The organism is Endobacter medicaginis, assembly GCF_014192375.1.
Classification (GTDB): domain Bacteria; phylum Pseudomonadota; class Alphaproteobacteria; order Acetobacterales; family Acetobacteraceae; genus Endobacter; species Endobacter medicaginis.
Map to the genome: position 1 here is coordinate 15,012 of NZ_JACHXV010000020.1, position 15,059 is coordinate 30,070.

Consider the following 15,059-nt stretch of genomic DNA (forward strand, 5'->3'; position numbering starts at 1 on the left):
ACCGACCATGCCCCTCGTCACCATCGACGTCATCAGGGACGTCTTCACCCCGGCACAGAAGGCGGACCTGATCCGTGAAGTCACCGACGCCATGATCCGGGTGGAGGGTGAGGCCATGCGCGGCGTCACCTGGGTCAGGATCAACGAGATCGCCTCCGGTGACTGGGCGATCGGCGGCCGGCCGTTGACGACGCAGGACGTCCACAAGCTCGCGGCAACGCCGCTGTCCGCGTGAAGACGGCAGGCACGATCCCGATCGCCACGCTGTCCTGCGCGGCACTCGGCATTCGCGATCATGTCGGAAAATGGCGCACCCGAAAGGACTCGAACCTCTAACCCCCAGATTCGTAGTCTGGTGCTCTATCCAATTGAGCTACGGGTGCGTCGTGGGGCGGGGATTTAGCGCAGCGCCCAGGCTCGCGCAACCCCCGTTCTGCATCGAATGCGCCGCTCAGCGGCCGATCAGGTTCTTCCAGGCCCGCGCCTGCGGCCGCCGCAGGGTGACGTTCGCGCGGCAGGTCGGTGTGCCATAGGTGCCGTCGATGCGCAGCGCGGGGCCGTCCGCGGCCTGCTCGACCACCGCGTGGCCCTCGAACACCATCGGCAGCGGCTTGTGGTTCATGTCCTTGAGCACAAGCTGCGCATGCAGCGTCGAACTGTCCGCCGTGCGATGGCCCTCGAGCTGCAGCACCCCGCCCGAGGGGGCGAACACCAGATGGGTGTCGCTGATCACCAGCGTCGACATCACCCCGTCCGGGCAGGTGCCGCCGGTGCCATGCAGCGCGCCGCTCCAGCTTCCGTCCAGATCCGACAGGCTCGGCCGGGCGGGCGGCCCGCCGCAGCCGGCGAGCAGCAGGGCCGCCGACAGGGCGACGGGAAGAGGCAGGCGAGCGGGCATCGACATGCGCGCGAGGCTACCCTGTGCCGCCGGCATCTGTCCAAACCGCACCTGCGTGCTAGATGACACCTCAAGAGCCGATTTCAGCCGGGAAAGACACCGACCGTCGTGAACCAGCCGACCGCCGAACAGCACGCCGAAGCCGACACGGCCGACCATCTCGCCGCCGAACTGCACGAGGACCGCATCCTGATCCTCGATTTCGGCAGTCAGGTCACACAGCTCATCGCCCGGCGGGTGCGCGAGAGTGGCGTGTATTGCGAGATCTGGCCGTTCAGCACCGAGCCGGATCGCATCCGCACCTTCCATCCCCGCGGCATCATCCTCTCCGGCGGCCCGGCCAGCGTTACCGAGACCGGCTCGCCGCGCGCACCCGAGGCGGCGTTCGCGCTCGGGGTGCCGGTGCTCGGCATCTGCTACGGCCAGCAGACCATGTGCGCCCAGCTCGGCGGCGAGGTCGCGGGATCGGATCACCGCGAGTTCGGCCGCGCGCATCTCGACATCACCGAGGATTGCGGCCTGTTCCGCGGTGTATGGAGCCGCGGCGGCCGCGAGCAGGTGTGGATGAGCCACGGCGACCGCGTGGTCTCGCTGCCCCCCGGCTTCCGCGCCGTCGCGGTCAGCGAGGGCGCGCCGTTCGCCGCCATCGCCGACGAGCGCCGCCGTCTCTATGGCGTGCAGTTCCACCCCGAGGTGGTGCACACCCCGCATGGCGCGCAACTGCTGCGCAACTTCACCCATGACGTGTGCGGCTGTGCGGGCGGCTGGACCATGCAGGGCTTCCGCGAGATGGAGATCGCCCGCATCCGCGCCCAGGTGGGCGAGGGCCGGGTGATCTGCGGCCTCTCCGGCGGGGTCGATTCCTCGGTCGCCGCGGTGCTGATCCACGAGGCGATCGGCGAGCAGCTCACCTGCATCTTCGTCGATCACGGCCTGCTGCGCGCCGGCGAGGCCGACGAGGTGGTCGCCACCTTCCGTGACCGCTTCAACATCAAGCTGATCCACCGCGACGCCTCGGCCCTGTTCCTCGACGCGCTCGAGGGTGTGAGCGATCCCGAGATCAAGCGCAAGACGATCGGGCGGCTGTTCATCGAGGTGTTCGACGAGGAGGCCCGCAAGCTGGGCGGCGCGGAGTTCCTCGCGCAAGGGACCCTGTATCCCGACGTGATCGAGAGCGTCAGCTTCACCGGCGGCCCCTCGGTGACCATCAAGTCGCATCACAATGTCGGCGGCCTGCCCGACAAGATGCACATGCAGCTGGTCGAGCCGCTGCGCGAGCTGTTCAAGGACGAGGTCCGCGCACTCGGCCGCACGCTCGGCATCCCCGAGCACATCGTCGGCCGTCACCCCTTCCCGGGCCCGGGCCTCGCGATCCGCATCCCCGGCACCTTCACCGCCGCCAGCCTCGACATCCTGCGCCGTGCGGATGCGATCTTCCTCGAGGAGATCCGTGCGGCCGGCCTCTACGACGCGATCTGGCAGGCGTTTGCAGTCCTGCTGCCGGTTCGCTCGGTCGGCGTGATGGGCGACGGCCGCACCTACGACCAGGCCTGCGCGCTGCGCGCGGTGACCAGCACCGACGGCATGACGGCCGACATCTACCCGTTCGACATGGCCTTCCTCAGCCGTGTCTCCGGCCGCATCGTCAACGAGGTGCGCGGCATCAACCGCGTCACCTACGACATCACCGGCAAGCCGCCCGGCACCATCGAATGGGAATGATTCAGACCCATCCGAACGGCGCCGAATTTGCGCTGATATACGACTTAAATCACTGAAAATAAAAATAAATATCCCCTATGCCTATCGATATCTATCGGTGGGCATAGATGGCTTTCGGCGGCCTCGCTGACGGGCCTCGTCCCCATTGATCAACCGGGAAAACGAAAGTACCGTCAGGTCAGACGAGGCCAATGACGGTACTTTTTTCGAACTAATGCACTGAAATACAAGCATTTTCGATGCCATCGGCCTGCAAAAACCGCGTGACGGTACTTTTCCGCAAGGAGGCCCGAAATGTTGACCGATGCAGCACTCAAGTGCTTGAAATCAAAAGCCAAAATGTACAAGGTATCCGATCGTGACGGCATGTATGTGCGCGTTGCCCCGTCGGGCGCCATCTCGTTCAGGCTCGACTATCGACTGAACGGAAGGCGGGAGACCGTCTATCTCGGCAGATATGCCCGTGACGGAATATCGCTCGCCAGGGCTCGCGAGCTATGCATTGACGCGCGGCGCGCGATAGCCGAGGGGCGGTCGCCCGCCATCGAGAAGCAGCGGGAGAAGCGCCGGATCAAGGAAGCAAAGAGTTTCGGCCAGTTCGGCGAGAAGTGGCTGACCAACGCGACCATGGCCGACAGCACGCGCGCGATGCGTCGCTCCATCTTCGAACGCGAACTCCTGCCCGTCTGGCGAAATCGTCTCCTGACGGAAATCACCCCGGATGATCTACGCGCTCACTGCGGCAAGATCGTCGAGCGGGGTGCGCCTGCAACTGCTATCCATGTGCGGGATATCCTGAAGCAGATCTACGGCTTTGCCATTCTGCATGGCGAGAAGGTCGCCAATCCGGCCGATGACGTCGGTCCAGCCTCGATCGCTACCTTTACGCCGAAGGACCGCGCGCTTTCGCCCGCAGAGATCCGCATCATGTTCAAGCAGCTCGAGCATGTTGCGACGCTGCCGACGATCCGCCTCGGTATGAAGCTCTACCTTCTCACAATGGTGCGGAAGAGCGAGTTGCAGGATGCAGTTTGGGACGAGATCGATTTCGACAACGCTGTCTGGACCATTCCGAAGGAGCGCATGAAGCGATCGAAGCCGCACAACGTCTACCTGTGCCGGCAGACCCTCGACATCATGATCGCGCTCAAGACCTGTTCCGGCAACTCCCGATATCTGCTGCCGTCCCGGTACGACGCGGACGCGCCAATGTCGCGGGCGACCTTCAATCGGGTCACTTATGCGGTCGTCGAACAGGCCAAAAAGGAAGGGCTGCCGCTGGAGCCATTCACGGTCCATGATCTGCGGCGGACGGGCTCGACGCTGTTAAACGAACTGGGCTTTAACAGCGACTGGATCGAAAAGTGCCTGGCGCACGAGGACGGGCGTTCGTCGCGCGGCGTCTATAACAAGGCCGAGTATGAGGTGCAGCGTCGGCATATGATGCAGCAGTGGGCGGATACCGTGGACGCATGGATCGACGGCCGGAAGTATGCTCCCACGCTTTTGCCGCAAACTATGCCCTTGATGGAGCTTGATCCCGCCCTTTGACCGGGCGGGATTTTCGCTTGGAAACATCAGGATGTTGAGCACGCCGGATCGGCACAGCCCGCCGTGCCGTGAGCCAAGCCTCGACCTCGGCCAGGTCCCATACGATACAGCGTGGCGAGAGTGCGAACCGACGGGGAAACTCGCCACGCTGCTCCATTTCATAAATAGTGCTGTCGGCCATCGGCACCATCTCCCGCAACTGTTGCCGCCGGATTGTTCTTCGAATTTGCGTAGTTTCGATCTTCGCCATGCTCAATCTCCTGCATTGCTCAGGCGATTGAGACTGATAGATGCTGATACTGGAAGCCCCTTAGAAACGCCGTGCGGTATTTTCGGGCCATAGCGTACACATCGGCGGGTTCTTCCCGACTGCTAGGCGTAGCATAGGGGCGAACAGGCGCTGATGGACAAGCTCGAAACGTGTGGGACCGGCTACGACGGGATGATTCAGTAAACGCGACTCCCTTCAGAATCCGCTTCTGCAAGGAGTGTGGGTTCGATTCCGACCACCCGCACCATTATTCAAAATCGAGCCGGAGACTAATACCAAGTCTCTGTGAGCGAGACTCATGCGGGATTCCCGCCGGGCCAAAGGTCTGATTCAAAGTGGCGGACGGTGTGGAGTTCGCCATGGCGGCAGCGGTGGAACTGCGGGGTGACTTCGATGCTGCGGCGCTGCGCAGATTGGCGCGACGGAGCAAGGACCCGGGCCAGATCCGGCGCCTGCTGGCTATGGCCGAGATCTACGAAGGCCGCAGCCGCGGCGAGGCGGCCCGGGTTGGCGGTGTCGGTCTGCAAACCTTGCGCGACTGGGTTCTGCGTTTCAACGCCACGGGCCCTGCCGGGCTGGTCGACGGCAAGGCGCCAGGTCAGCCTTCGAAGCTCAACGACGAGCAGCGTCAGCAGCTCCTACGCATGGTGGAGACAGGCCCGACACCCGCAATCCATGGTGTGGTCCGCTGGCGCCTGATCGATCTGGCCCAATGGCTCTTCGAGGAATACGGCCTCTCGATCGCCAAGCAGACCCTCAGCCGGGAGATGCGGGCACTCCGTCTGCGCAAGATTTCTGCCCGACCCCAGCACCATGCCCAGGATCCAGAGCAGGCAGAGGCTTTTAAAAAAACTTCGCCGCCTATCTGGCAGAGGTTGCCCAGGCAAGGCCGCCGGACACTCCGATAGAGATCTGGTTCGCCGATGAAGCCAGGATTGGCCAGAAGAACACCATCAGCCGCCGCTGGGCTCTGCGGGGCAGCCGCCCCCGTGCTCCACGGGACCAGCGCACCCGCTCAGCCTACATCTTCGGCGCGATCTGCCCGCGCGAAGGAAAAGGCGCAGGCTTGGTTCTGCCCTTCTGCAACACCGCAGCCATGGAACTGCACCTCGCCGAGATCGCCCAGGCGGTCGCACCGGGCGCCCACGCCGTCCTCATCGTCGATCAGGCTGGCTGGCACACCAGTCCCAAGCTCGCTGTGCCCAGCAACATCACCATCCTGCCCCTGCCGCCCCGCTCACCCGAGTTGAACCCGGTCGAGAACATCTGGCAGTTCATGCGCGACAACTGGCTGGCCAACCGGGTCTTCAGATCCTACGCCGACATCGTCGACCACTGCTGCTTCGCCTGGAACACTCTCATCAGCCAGCCCTGGAAGATCATGTCCATCGGCCTGCGAGATTGGGCTCATGGGTTATGATCAGAGAGACTTGGTATAAGTGAGCTGACATCGCTGCAGCGGTTACGGGTCGCCTTCCGAGAGCTTGCAGTGCGGACCGTCAACCGCCCTAATGACGGGCCGTGCATCGCTTCTCGCCATTGCCGGCAGGTGCCCAGTGTGGGATTCTTTACCCCTAGTTGCTGATACGTGCTTCTCAGCAGTGCGTGTCTCACGCACTGCGTCCCGATCCACCTAGTATATCCATATCAGGAACAAACCCTCACCAAGTGATGAGCGGCGTCTTGCCCAGAAATACGTCGCTTTCCACCTGATCGACGACGAAATCGGCGACGTCTTTGCGCGCGATTGTTCCGCCATGGAAGCTGACCAGATCGAGCAGAGCCCGGATATCGCCGCGCCTCGGCTTGTCGTTTAGTACGGCGGGACGAACCACCACCCAGTCGAGCCCACTCTGGGCGATGATGGCTTCTTGCCGGTCCTTATCGGCGTAGACCTTCTTGAGCAGGAGCGGCATGATGATCCTATCGAACAGGAAACCGCCATGGTCCCTGCTGCTTCCCGCGCCGATGCCGGTAATCGAGACGAGTCGCCGCACGTTTTGGCGCTGCATGGCCGCGACCAGGGTCCTGGTTGCCGTCGAGAGCAGAGTCACCTCGCGGAATGGACTGACCGGGGTCCCGAGCGCCGAGATTACCGCGTCACAGTTCGTCAGCGCCTTCTCAAGCGCTGCAGGATCTCGCGCATCGCCCTCGACGATGACCGCATCGAGGTCCTTGGCCTTTTCGGGAGAACGAACCAGCGCCACGGGGATGTGACCGAGTGCATTCAGCGTCTGTACGATGGCTCGCCCTGTGCCTCCGGTCGCGCCGAGCACCAGTACTCTTTTGTGCGCGGGTTGGGTGAATTGACGCGCAAGGAACGCACCGATGTCATCCAGCGCCTCTGCGGCTGCCTGCAGCATTGAGAAGCTGGACGGAAAGACATGGGTCATGCCCTGCCACACATGGACCGCGCAGTTGAACCCGGCTTGCTCGGCTCGCTTTGCGAACCGCAGCGAGTCGTCGAGCAGAACCTCCGCATCGCCGACATGAATTCGCACGGGCGGCATTGTTGAGAGGTCGTTGTCGAGCCGGGGCAGCCGCTTATCATCCGTGCCCACATTCCCGAGATAGAGGACGGCCGCGTCGGCCAGCGTTTCCTGGGACAATATGGGATCGGTGCTCGCGCGGGTGATCATCGACTCGCCGGAAAGCGACATGTCGATCCACGGGGACATCGCGACGACGCCGACGATCTTGCCAGATTTCGAAATTCCGTCAGCCACCAACGAGAGCGCCAGGCCGCCACCGGCGGAGTCACCCACGACGGCGATCCGCTCATAGCCGAGGGACAGCAGACCCTTGTGCAGCGTATGGAAATCGTTGACAGCGGCAGGGAATGGCCGCTCCGGAGCGAGCGCATAATCGGCGACGAAGGCTGCGACGCCTGCACGCTGGGCAATGTGGCCGACGAAATTCCGATAGGCGTCGGCTGAACCGATCACGTAGCCGCCGCCGTGCAGGTAGAGAATGACCGAGGCTTGGTCCGCCTTCGCGGGGCGGCACCACCAACCGGGCACCCCGCCGACCTCGCCTTGTTCGAAGTGAACGCCTTCGGGTGCGGGCGCTTGGCCCATTATCCCGTCGAAGGCGGCGCGGCTGGCCGGCTCAAATTTGAGTTTGGGATTTTCTTCGAACATGGCGCGCATCGCCTTCATGGCTTGCGCGTCGGACGAAGTAATATCGTGTCTGACGATTGAGGAAGTCATCATGTTCTCCTGTGCCTTGAGTGCAAGGAGAAGCTATCGTTTCCATATCGATGCGCTAGTCGTGGATTTTAGACGCTGTGTCTCGCCAGTGAGACAGTATGGCATTGTGCGTAGTTTGAGTTGCCCACAGAAGGAGCGGCGGCTGCTGCACCCTATGATGTCGCGGGAACTGACGCGCGAGGGAGAAGATCATAAGGGTGAGCCCAGCCTGACAGGGCCTTAATCCGCTCTGTCCAGGCCTTCATTCTAGGAAAGCGCGTGAAATCTATCCCGGTATCTTCGTCGTAGTAGCGATAGCCGACCATCGAAATATCCGCGATCGTCGGTCGATCGCCGACCAGGAAGGGCTGCCGATTGAGGTGGTCCTCAACGACCGCAAAGCTCGCGAGAGCTTGGGTGCGCAGAAATTCCGTTACCGGCGTTTCTCCGGTCTTTCGCAAGCCAACCATGAAGCGGAGCGTTGCGAAATAGCTTGAGAACCTGTGATTGTCGAACAAGATCCAGCGGAGAATCTCAAGACGTTCTTCCGCGTTCCGTCCTGCGAAGGAGCCGGTGCGATCGGCCAGATAACTGAGGATAACGCCAGTTTGGGAAAGGCGCATGTCGCCATGCTCGAGAACGGGAATCTCGCCCAGTTCGTTGACGTTGGTTCGGAAGACCGCCTTTGTCTCATCCGTAAAAAATCCGACAAGTCGCGGCTTCCAATCAAGAGCACATAAACTGAGCATCAGGGCTGCCTTATAGGAATTCCCTGACTCGCCTCTGCCATAAAGGATATACGATCCCATAAATTCTACCTTTCAACGCCTGCCGGATCGCTCTGCTCGATCTGCTCGATCTGCGCGATCCAACTCAGCCATTGCTCGTCTTTCAAGGATGAAGCTTTGCGCCTTTAATCGCCTTTTCTACATCCTTCTTCGGACCGCGGATTGCGATGCCTACCAGCGCTGGCTCTTCTGCGGGCTCAGACGCGAAAGCCTCCCGGTTGGCCGCATCGTGCCCGGTCGCGAACATCGCCTCGACATAGGCGGCGCAGGCAAGGCCTCGCGTCAACGCCTGGTTTCGGGATCGAAGCAGTGTGCTTCGATCGGCGGCGAAGATCATGACGGGCTGACCCAGCAACGCCGCGTAGCGCCTGCCTGCGGAATCGACATAGGGTTCACCCATTGCGTCAGGGGCGCCCCCGGCGATTCCGGTCGCCAGGAACGCGGTGACATTCAACTTCTGCCATGTCTGAAGATCGTCGAGGACGACGATAGCTACCTTGGTATCGAACATTTCTTGAAGCTCTCTATGTTTTGAAACACTGCCGCCGCGGACTTGATCGCCACAAGTCGCCTCGCGGACTTAGAAATGGGCAAAGTGCTTGAGGACGTTTCCCAAGCAGACGTTCATGTATCCCTTCCACTGGGTCTTCACGAACAGCGTCAGCGGCAGCTTCACGAAGCTATTCTTCGCTCGGAAGGTGTAGGTCCATTTGACGTTGGTTCCCCCCTTTGCCGGCGCGAACCAGAACTGCCCGCGTGCGCCATCCATGAGATGTTTTAACGCGAAGTTCGGATCGCTGACCCGGTAGGCGAAATAGGAAGGACGATCGTACTCCGTGACGCCTTCGTTGACCGTGCTGCCATCGGCGAGATGCACGACTCGGTGTGAGCCGGGCTGATCCCAGGGACCTGAAATGTCCGAGGTCGAGACGACACCGGGCACGAGCCCGTAGCCGGTTAAGATCTTGGGCAGCACATCTTCGGCGGCAAGGAAGTCGAAGACCTTCTCGATCGGGGCATCAACAAAGACTTCCAGTGTGACTGCGACATCGAGGCGCGCCGGGCGCCTGCTATAAGCATTGCTTGTCATAAGGCTTCTCCTGCGCGTTTTGTTTGACAGGCTCAGGAGGCTAGTCGTTGCAATTATCGGGCGAAAGTCGCTGAATCTGAACAGTGCGTCTCGCTGTTGAGACGGCCTCGCCGGCAGGCACGGAGATCACAGCATTCGAGCACGAGTTTGCTGGGCAGACATCACCCGCCGATATAGGCGGCCAACTCGTCGGGCGTCCCCATAGGAAAGGCCTGCTTCAGATAGTCGAGGAACGCGGCGACGCGAGCGCTCAGCAATCGCCGCGACGGATATAGCGTCCACAGAGCGATCTCCGGGCCGTCGATGTCTCCCCAATGCGCGAGCGTGCCGGCGGCCAGATCGTGGCTGACCAGCGAGATCGGCAGTCGTCCGGCGCCGGCGCCTGCTCGGACGGCGTCGCGGACCATGATCATGGAGGACAGAGCCAGTACCGGCTCGACTGCGATGTTCTCGACGCCATCCGGCGTCTTCACTTCCCATGTCTGTCGGTCGCCCGTCGAGCGTACCACCGCACGCGCGGCTTCGTTCTCGGCGGGTCGCGCGAGACCGGGGCTGGCCACGACCACCAGTCGATCGCGCAGGAAAATCCGTCCGACCAAGTTCTCATCCGGGCTTGGGTTCACCCGGATCACCAGATCGAATCCTTCCTCGATCATGTCGACGGCGCGGTCTTCCGTCGAAACCTCAAGTCTCACCTCGGGGTATTTCAGGGAGAATTCGCCGGCGATCTTTCCCATCGCGGTCTGCGAGAACAACAGGGGGGCGCTGATCCGCAAACGCCCCCGCGGACGCTCTCCACCCGAGGCGATCGCAGCCGCCGTCTCCTCCAGTTCAGTAAGCAGGTGACCGGCGCGCTCGAACAATGCGCGTCCTTCCTCGGTCAGTTTGAGGGCCCGCGCGCCACGTTCAAGCAGACGGATGCCGAGGCTCGCCTCCAGTTCGGCCACGCGCCGGGACAAGGTCGCCTTAGGGCGCCTGGCAGCGCGGGCGGCCTTGCCGAAACCTCCGTGGCGGGCAACGAGATTGAAATCGGCAAGCGCGAGCAAATCCATACGCGTTCCATCGTTGGGACAATTGCTGCCAGTATAGCGCATTTTATCACGAATGTGGATCAGTTTTCGACGGCGTGCCCAACCGCACATTCATCTAGTCGTTCCATCTGTGAGACGGTGTGTCCAGATTCGGGGTCTATTGGATAGAAGGCGAGCCGATCATATTCCGGGTGTCAAGCAACCCAACCCGGAGATACTACCATGACCATTCTCGTTACTGGCGCTACCGGCCGCGTCGGCCGCCATGTCGTCGACCAGCTCGTCCAGCGCGGCGCCAAGGTGCGCGTGCTCACCCGCGATCCCTCAAAGGCCAGCTTTCCCGCCGGCGTGGACGTCGTGCAGGGCGAGCTGCTGGACATCGATGCGCTGCGCAGCGCCTTCAAGGGCGTCAGCACCCTGTTCCTGCTGAACGCGGTGACGGGCGATGAATTCACCCAGGCCATCATCACCCTCAACATCGCCCGGGAGTCCGGCGTCGAGCGGGTGGTCTACCTGTCAGTGTTCGGCGCCGACCGCTCCGTCAACGTGCCGCACTTCGCGGTGAAATCCGGCGCCGAGCGCATGCTTGCGCAGATGGGTTTCTCCGCCACGATCCTGCGCCCGTCCTACTTCATCGACAACGAGGTCATGATCAAGGACGTCATTTTCAACTATGGCGTCTATCCGATGCCGATCGGCGGTAAGGGCGTGGCCATGGTTGACGCCCGCGACATCGCTGAGGTGGCCGCGATCGAGCTGATCCGCCGCGACCAGGCGCCGGGAAAGCTGCCGATCGAGACCATCAACCTGGTCGGCCCCGACGCGCTCACGGGTTCGGGCGTGGCCGCGATCTGGTCGGAGATCCTCGGCCGCCCGATCGCCTATGGCGGCGATGACCCAAGCGGCTTCGAGCAGAACATGGCGACCTTCATGCCGAAGTGGACGGCCTATGAGATGCGCCTGATGGCCGAGCGCTATGTCACCGACGGCATGATCCCGGAAGCCGGGGACGTCGAGCGGCTGATCAAGATCCTAGGCCGCCCGCTGCACAGCTATCGCGACTTCGCCGCAGCGCTCGCCGAGCAGCAGAACCCGACGGCCTGAGCGCCGGCGCCAATCCTCCAACGCCAATCTCAAAGGAATCCGAGATGATCTTCTCGACCGCCACCGTCCCGGTGAATGCGGAAGGTGAGACCAGGCTGACCCGGGCGCAAGCCTGGGCCGGTCTGGAACTCAAGGCCCGTGACGCCCGACTGTTCCTGCCGCCCGGCCTCTGCACGCGATGCGAGGTCGTGAAGGAAAGCACGACCCATTTCGTGCGCGAAGCCACGATCGCCGGCTCTGATCTGCGCGAGATCATCACCCTCGAACCGCAGAGCAAGGTCACCTTCTTCCAGGCGACCGGCCCGCGCGAAGGCGCGATCGTCAACGAGCTCTTCGAGGACGAGACTGGCGCCCTTCAGCTTCGCTTCTACTGCTATCTCGGCCTGCGCGGCAAAGAGCCGAACAGTCCGGAAGAGCAGGCCGAGCAGGCGCAGTTCGACAGCGACAGGGGCTACAAGGCCGCGCTGATCTCGACGCTGAAGCGCACCCGCGAGCTGCTCGCGGAAGGCGAGCTCTGACGCGGGCCGGTTCTTCCAACCATCAACAAGTTTCCCAAAGGAGAAATGACATGACCGGTATCTGGTCACCCATCACGCTTGGCGGTGCCCAACTGCCGCATCGTCTGGCCATGGCGCCGATGACCCGCAGCCGGGCGAAGCCGGACGGGACGCCGAGCGACCTTGCGCCCGAATATTACGCCCAGCGCGCCACGATGGGTCTGCTCATTACCGAGGGCACGCAACCGTCCGGCGACGGGCAAGGCTATCTGGCCACGCCGGGCGTCTATACCGACGCGCAGGTCGCGGGCTGGCGCGAGGTCGCGGACGCGGTCCACCATGCGGGCGGGCGCCTGTTCGTCCAGCTCATGCATGTGGGCCGCATCTCGCACCCTGAGAATACGCCACATCATCGCCAGCCGGTCGCTCCTTCGGCCATCGCGCCGGGCGTCGACATGTTCACGATGGCTGGCATGCAGCCCATTCCCGAACCGCGGGCGTTGACGACCGCCGAGGTCAGGCAGACCGTGGCCGATTTCGCGAACGCGGCCAGGCGCGCCGTCGAAGCTGGCGCCGATGGCGTCGAGGTCCACGGCGCGAACGGCTATTTGGTGCATCAGTTTCTTGCGCCGAACGCCAATCGGCGCACGGACGAATATGGCGGCGCGATGGAAAACCGCGCTCGCTTCGCCACCGAGGTGGTGCGCGCGATCGTCGAGGCCATCGGCCCCGAAAGGACCGCGATCCGCCTGTCGCCGGGCCTCCCGACCGGCGGCATCGTCGAAGGACAGGATAACGACGATCTCTACCGTTATCTGGCCGCCGAGTTCGACAAGATGGGCATCGCCTATCTGCATCTTCTTCATATCGGCAACGAGCCGCTTGCCGCGGACATCCGCAAGGCGTTCGGCGGCGTGCTGATCGTCAACCGCCCGGGCCGTCAGCGCGACCAGATCGGATCGGACGTGGCAAGCGGGCTGGCGGACATCGAGGCTCTCGGCACGATGGCACTGGCGAACCCCGATCTCATCGAGCGCCTGAAGACGGGCGCGCCGTTCAATGAGGTTCGCAAGGACCTGTTCTACGCGGGAGGCGGCGCCGAAGGCTATACCGATTATCCGACGCTCACTGCGGCCTGACCGCTTTCCGGCTGGGAGAAAACTTCTCTTCGCCGATTGAGCCTCCCATCCAACACAATCGAAGGATCAGATCATGAAGAACGACAATCGCATCGCCCTCGTCACGGGCGCCAACAAAGGCATCGGCCTGGAGACCGCCCGCCAGCTTGCGCAAGCCGGAATCCATGTCCTGGTAGGCGCGCGAGATCCCGGTCGGGGCAGCGCAGCGGTCGCCGAGCTTTCAGAGACCGGGCTGCAGTCACAGTTCGTGCGGCTCGACCTTGCCGACCATGGCAGCATTGCAGCGGCGGCCGAAGCCATCGCGGCCGAACATGGCCGGCTCGACATTCTCATCAACAATGCGGGGATCCTCGATGCCGAGGATGGTCCGCCGAGCTCGGGCTCGCCGGAGGCTGCGCGCCGCATCATGGACACCAACTTCGTCGGCACGCTGGCGGTGACCCAGGCGATGCTGCCGCTGCTGCGCCAATCGCCCGCCGGACGCATCGTCAACCTGTCGAGCTCACTGGGCTCCCTCACGCTCAATGGCGATCCGTCATCGACTTACTATGCCGTGAGATTGATCGGTTACAATGCATCAAAGGCGGCGCTGAACATGCTGACGGTGACACTGGCCGAGGAACTGCGCGGCACCTCCGTGGTCGTTAACTCCGTTAGCCCAGGCTTTGTGAAAACCGATCTCAACGGAAACACCGGCATCATGACCCCGGAAGAGGGCGCAAGGCTGCCCGTCAAATATGCGCTGCTCGGCGAGGACGCCGTCTCTGGTTCCTTCGTCGAACCGGACGGCAATACGCCCTGGTAGATGGCGCGACGACCGCGCGACGGCCGGGCGCGGTCGCCCATATGCCCGCTCTTGGGGCCGCCGCGAGACGATCACTGATCGGCTTTTTACATCGCAACCTGGATGGGGAGACGAGCGATATGCCAGACCTCGCCTTTGATCTCCGCCATCTGAAGTACGCCATGCTTGTAGCAGAGCATGGAAGCTTTCGGCGGGCAGCAGATGCAACGAATATACCCCAATCCACCATTACCAGGCGCATCCAGCTCTTGGAAGCGCAGCTTGGCGTCGCTCTGTTTGAACGCAGCAAAACGGGGGCCCGCCCAACATATTCCGGCGAGCGCTTTATTCGAGAGGCAACGTTTGGTGCCGAACATCTTTCTCGTGCGGTCACCGACCTACGCCAATTTCGTTCGGCACACAGTGGAGTTCTGCGCGTTGGAATAGTCGGGTCTTTGGCCAGCGGTTTTTTGGCAGACCTACTTAACCGCTTTCATCGGAAGCACGAAAACATTGATGTCGTGGTTGAGGAGAGTAGCTCTCAATCGATTGCTGCTGGGGTTTCGCAGAGCAGGCTCGATGTCGCATTCGTTTGCGGATCGCCGCGGTTGGCAGATTGCCAGATTCGTCCTTTGTGGCGTGAACGAATTTTGCTTGCGGTTCCCGCAACGCACGCCTTCGCTTCAAGCGAGAGCGTCAATTTGGAGGATGCTCGGAATGAGGTCTTCATCGTGCGCGCGCACGGATCTGGTCCTGAAATCGAAGACTATCTTGTGCGACAACTTTCCGGGCCAAGCTTTCGACCTCGAATCATGGCGCACGATGTTGGGGCCGAGAACCTGCTCAACATGGTCGCGAGAGGATTCGGATTGACGCTCTCGAGTGAATCCGCGCTTGGAACGAGCTAGAGGGTGTTATGCACCTGCCATGATTGCGGCGGCGTTTTTCATCATGAAGCATGCGAATGCGACGACATGCAGTCCGGCCAGCGTCGTT

Annotated in this window: 16 protein-coding genes and 1 tRNA gene; 9 read left to right on the forward strand and 8 right to left on the reverse strand. The window is 62.4% G+C overall.

Annotation, left to right across the window (positions count from 1 at the left end):
* Positions 1–7: 7 nt before the first annotated feature.
* The gene (locus tag FHR90_RS14965) at positions 8–235 is read left to right on the forward strand and encodes a tautomerase family protein (RefSeq protein ID WP_176625704.1); all 228 of its coding nucleotides are present in this window, start codon (positions 8–10) and stop codon (positions 233–235) included.
* 71 nt (positions 236–306) lie between these two features.
* Here FHR90_RS14965 and FHR90_RS14970 read toward each other — a convergent pair.
* Positions 307–383 (reverse strand) — tRNA-Arg (locus FHR90_RS14970).
* A 68-nt stretch (positions 384–451) separates the two neighbouring features.
* A complete protein-coding gene (locus FHR90_RS14975) occupies positions 452–904 on the reverse strand; it encodes a hypothetical protein (RefSeq protein WP_176625702.1) in 453 nt (150 codons plus the stop codon).
* 102 nt (positions 905–1,006) lie between these two features.
* On the opposite strand from FHR90_RS14975, the gene guaA reads away from it, so the two are divergent.
* Both guaA and FHR90_RS14985 read left to right on the forward strand, forming a co-directional pair.
* A complete protein-coding gene (guaA, locus tag FHR90_RS14980; RefSeq protein WP_408871438.1) occupies positions 1,007–2,620 on the forward strand; it encodes a glutamine-hydrolyzing GMP synthase in 1,614 nt (537 codons plus the stop codon).
* 294 nt (positions 2,621–2,914) lie between these two features.
* Entirely contained in the window at positions 2,915–4,171 is a 1,257-nt protein-coding gene (locus FHR90_RS14985) for a tyrosine-type recombinase/integrase (RefSeq protein ID WP_176622179.1), read from the forward strand.
* Here FHR90_RS14985 and FHR90_RS14990 read toward each other — a convergent pair.
* Positions 4,137–4,421 (reverse strand): helix-turn-helix transcriptional regulator, encoded by a 285-nt coding sequence (locus FHR90_RS14990; RefSeq protein ID WP_176622180.1) that lies wholly within the window; start codon positions 4,419–4,421, stop codon positions 4,137–4,139. The genes FHR90_RS14985 and FHR90_RS14990 overlap by 35 nt on opposite strands.
* A 380-nt stretch (positions 4,422–4,801) precedes the next feature.
* Between FHR90_RS14990 and FHR90_RS14995 the strand changes: the two genes are divergently transcribed.
* Positions 4,802–5,862 (forward strand): IS630 family transposase gene (locus tag FHR90_RS14995; protein ID WP_218061936.1). Its coding sequence is split into 2 segments (ribosomal slippage): positions 4,802–5,320 and positions 5,323–5,862, totalling 1,059 coding nucleotides; the frame shifts between segments, so codons are not numbered across the junction.
* Between the two features lie 241 nt (positions 5,863–6,103).
* Here FHR90_RS14995 and FHR90_RS15000 read toward each other — a convergent pair.
* The 5 genes from FHR90_RS15000 to FHR90_RS15020 form a co-directional block, all read right to left on the reverse strand.
* A complete protein-coding gene (locus tag FHR90_RS15000; protein WP_176622181.1) occupies positions 6,104–7,651 on the reverse strand; it encodes an NAD(P)H-binding protein in 1,548 nt (515 codons plus the stop codon).
* A gap of 152 nt (positions 7,652–7,803) precedes the next feature.
* Positions 7,804–8,439 (reverse strand): glutathione S-transferase family protein, encoded by a 636-nt coding sequence (locus FHR90_RS15005; RefSeq protein ID WP_176622182.1) that lies wholly within the window; start codon positions 8,437–8,439, stop codon positions 7,804–7,806.
* 82 nt (positions 8,440–8,521) lie between these two features.
* Positions 8,522–8,929, reverse strand: a complete 408-nt coding sequence (locus FHR90_RS15010) for a DUF2000 family protein (RefSeq protein ID WP_176622183.1) — start codon at positions 8,927–8,929, stop codon at positions 8,522–8,524.
* 69 nt (positions 8,930–8,998) lie between these two features.
* Positions 8,999–9,508, reverse strand: coding sequence for an SRPBCC family protein (locus FHR90_RS15015; protein WP_176622184.1), 510 nt, complete (start codon positions 9,506–9,508; stop codon positions 8,999–9,001).
* Positions 9,509–9,669: 161 nt separating this feature from the next.
* Positions 9,670–10,560 (reverse strand): LysR family transcriptional regulator, encoded by an 891-nt coding sequence (locus tag FHR90_RS15020; protein WP_176622185.1) that lies wholly within the window; start codon positions 10,558–10,560, stop codon positions 9,670–9,672.
* Between the two features lie 201 nt (positions 10,561–10,761).
* Between FHR90_RS15020 and FHR90_RS15025 the strand changes: the two genes are divergently transcribed.
* The 5 genes from FHR90_RS15025 to FHR90_RS15045 all read left to right on the forward strand — a co-directional run bounded on the left by FHR90_RS15025 (position 10,762) and on the right by FHR90_RS15045 (position 14,971).
* Positions 10,762–11,643, forward strand: a complete 882-nt coding sequence (locus FHR90_RS15025; RefSeq protein WP_176622186.1) for an SDR family oxidoreductase — start codon at positions 10,762–10,764, stop codon at positions 11,641–11,643.
* A 44-nt stretch (positions 11,644–11,687) separates the two neighbouring features.
* Positions 11,688–12,161 carry an AtaL-like protein gene (locus FHR90_RS15030; RefSeq protein WP_176622187.1) on the forward strand — a complete coding sequence of 158 codons (474 nt, stop codon included), beginning with the start codon at positions 11,688–11,690 and terminating at the stop codon, positions 12,159–12,161.
* Positions 12,162–12,211: 50 nt separating this feature from the next.
* A complete protein-coding gene (locus FHR90_RS15035; protein ID WP_176622188.1) occupies positions 12,212–13,279 on the forward strand; it encodes an alkene reductase in 1,068 nt (355 codons plus the stop codon).
* A gap of 73 nt (positions 13,280–13,352) precedes the next feature.
* Positions 13,353–14,084, forward strand: coding sequence for an SDR family oxidoreductase (locus FHR90_RS15040; RefSeq protein WP_176622189.1), 732 nt, complete (start codon positions 13,353–13,355; stop codon positions 14,082–14,084).
* Positions 14,085–14,203: 119 nt separating this feature from the next.
* Positions 14,204–14,971, forward strand: coding sequence for a LysR family transcriptional regulator (locus FHR90_RS15045; protein WP_218061935.1), 768 nt, complete (start codon positions 14,204–14,206; stop codon positions 14,969–14,971).
* Positions 14,972–15,059 lie beyond the last annotated feature (88 nt).

Coding starts and splice junctions, on each gene's coding strand:
- FHR90_RS14965 (WP_176625704.1), top strand. CDS start 8: ATGCCCCTCGTCACCATCGACGTCATCAGGGACGTCTTCACCCCGGCA.
- FHR90_RS14975 (WP_176625702.1), bottom strand. CDS start 904: ATGTCGATGCCCGCTCGCCTGCCTCTTCCCGTCGCCCTGTCGGCGGCC.
- FHR90_RS14985 (WP_176622179.1), top strand. CDS start 2,915: ATGTTGACCGATGCAGCACTCAAGTGCTTGAAATCAAAAGCCAAAATG.
- FHR90_RS14990 (WP_176622180.1), bottom strand. CDS start 4,421: ATGGCGAAGATCGAAACTACGCAAATTCGAAGAACAATCCGGCGGCAA.
- FHR90_RS15000 (WP_176622181.1), bottom strand. CDS start 7,651: ATGACTTCCTCAATCGTCAGACACGATATTACTTCGTCCGACGCGCAA.
- FHR90_RS15005 (WP_176622182.1), bottom strand. CDS start 8,439: ATGGGATCGTATATCCTTTATGGCAGAGGCGAGTCAGGGAATTCCTAT.
- FHR90_RS15010 (WP_176622183.1), bottom strand. CDS start 8,929: ATGTTCGATACCAAGGTAGCTATCGTCGTCCTCGACGATCTTCAGACA.
- FHR90_RS15015 (WP_176622184.1), bottom strand. CDS start 9,508: ATGACAAGCAATGCTTATAGCAGGCGCCCGGCGCGCCTCGATGTCGCA.
- FHR90_RS15020 (WP_176622185.1), bottom strand. CDS start 10,560: ATGGATTTGCTCGCGCTTGCCGATTTCAATCTCGTTGCCCGCCACGGA.
- FHR90_RS15025 (WP_176622186.1), top strand. CDS start 10,762: ATGACCATTCTCGTTACTGGCGCTACCGGCCGCGTCGGCCGCCATGTC.
- FHR90_RS15030 (WP_176622187.1), top strand. CDS start 11,688: ATGATCTTCTCGACCGCCACCGTCCCGGTGAATGCGGAAGGTGAGACC.
- FHR90_RS15035 (WP_176622188.1), top strand. CDS start 12,212: ATGACCGGTATCTGGTCACCCATCACGCTTGGCGGTGCCCAACTGCCG.
- FHR90_RS15040 (WP_176622189.1), top strand. CDS start 13,353: ATGAAGAACGACAATCGCATCGCCCTCGTCACGGGCGCCAACAAAGGC.
- FHR90_RS15045 (WP_218061935.1), top strand. CDS start 14,204: ATGCCAGACCTCGCCTTTGATCTCCGCCATCTGAAGTACGCCATGCTT.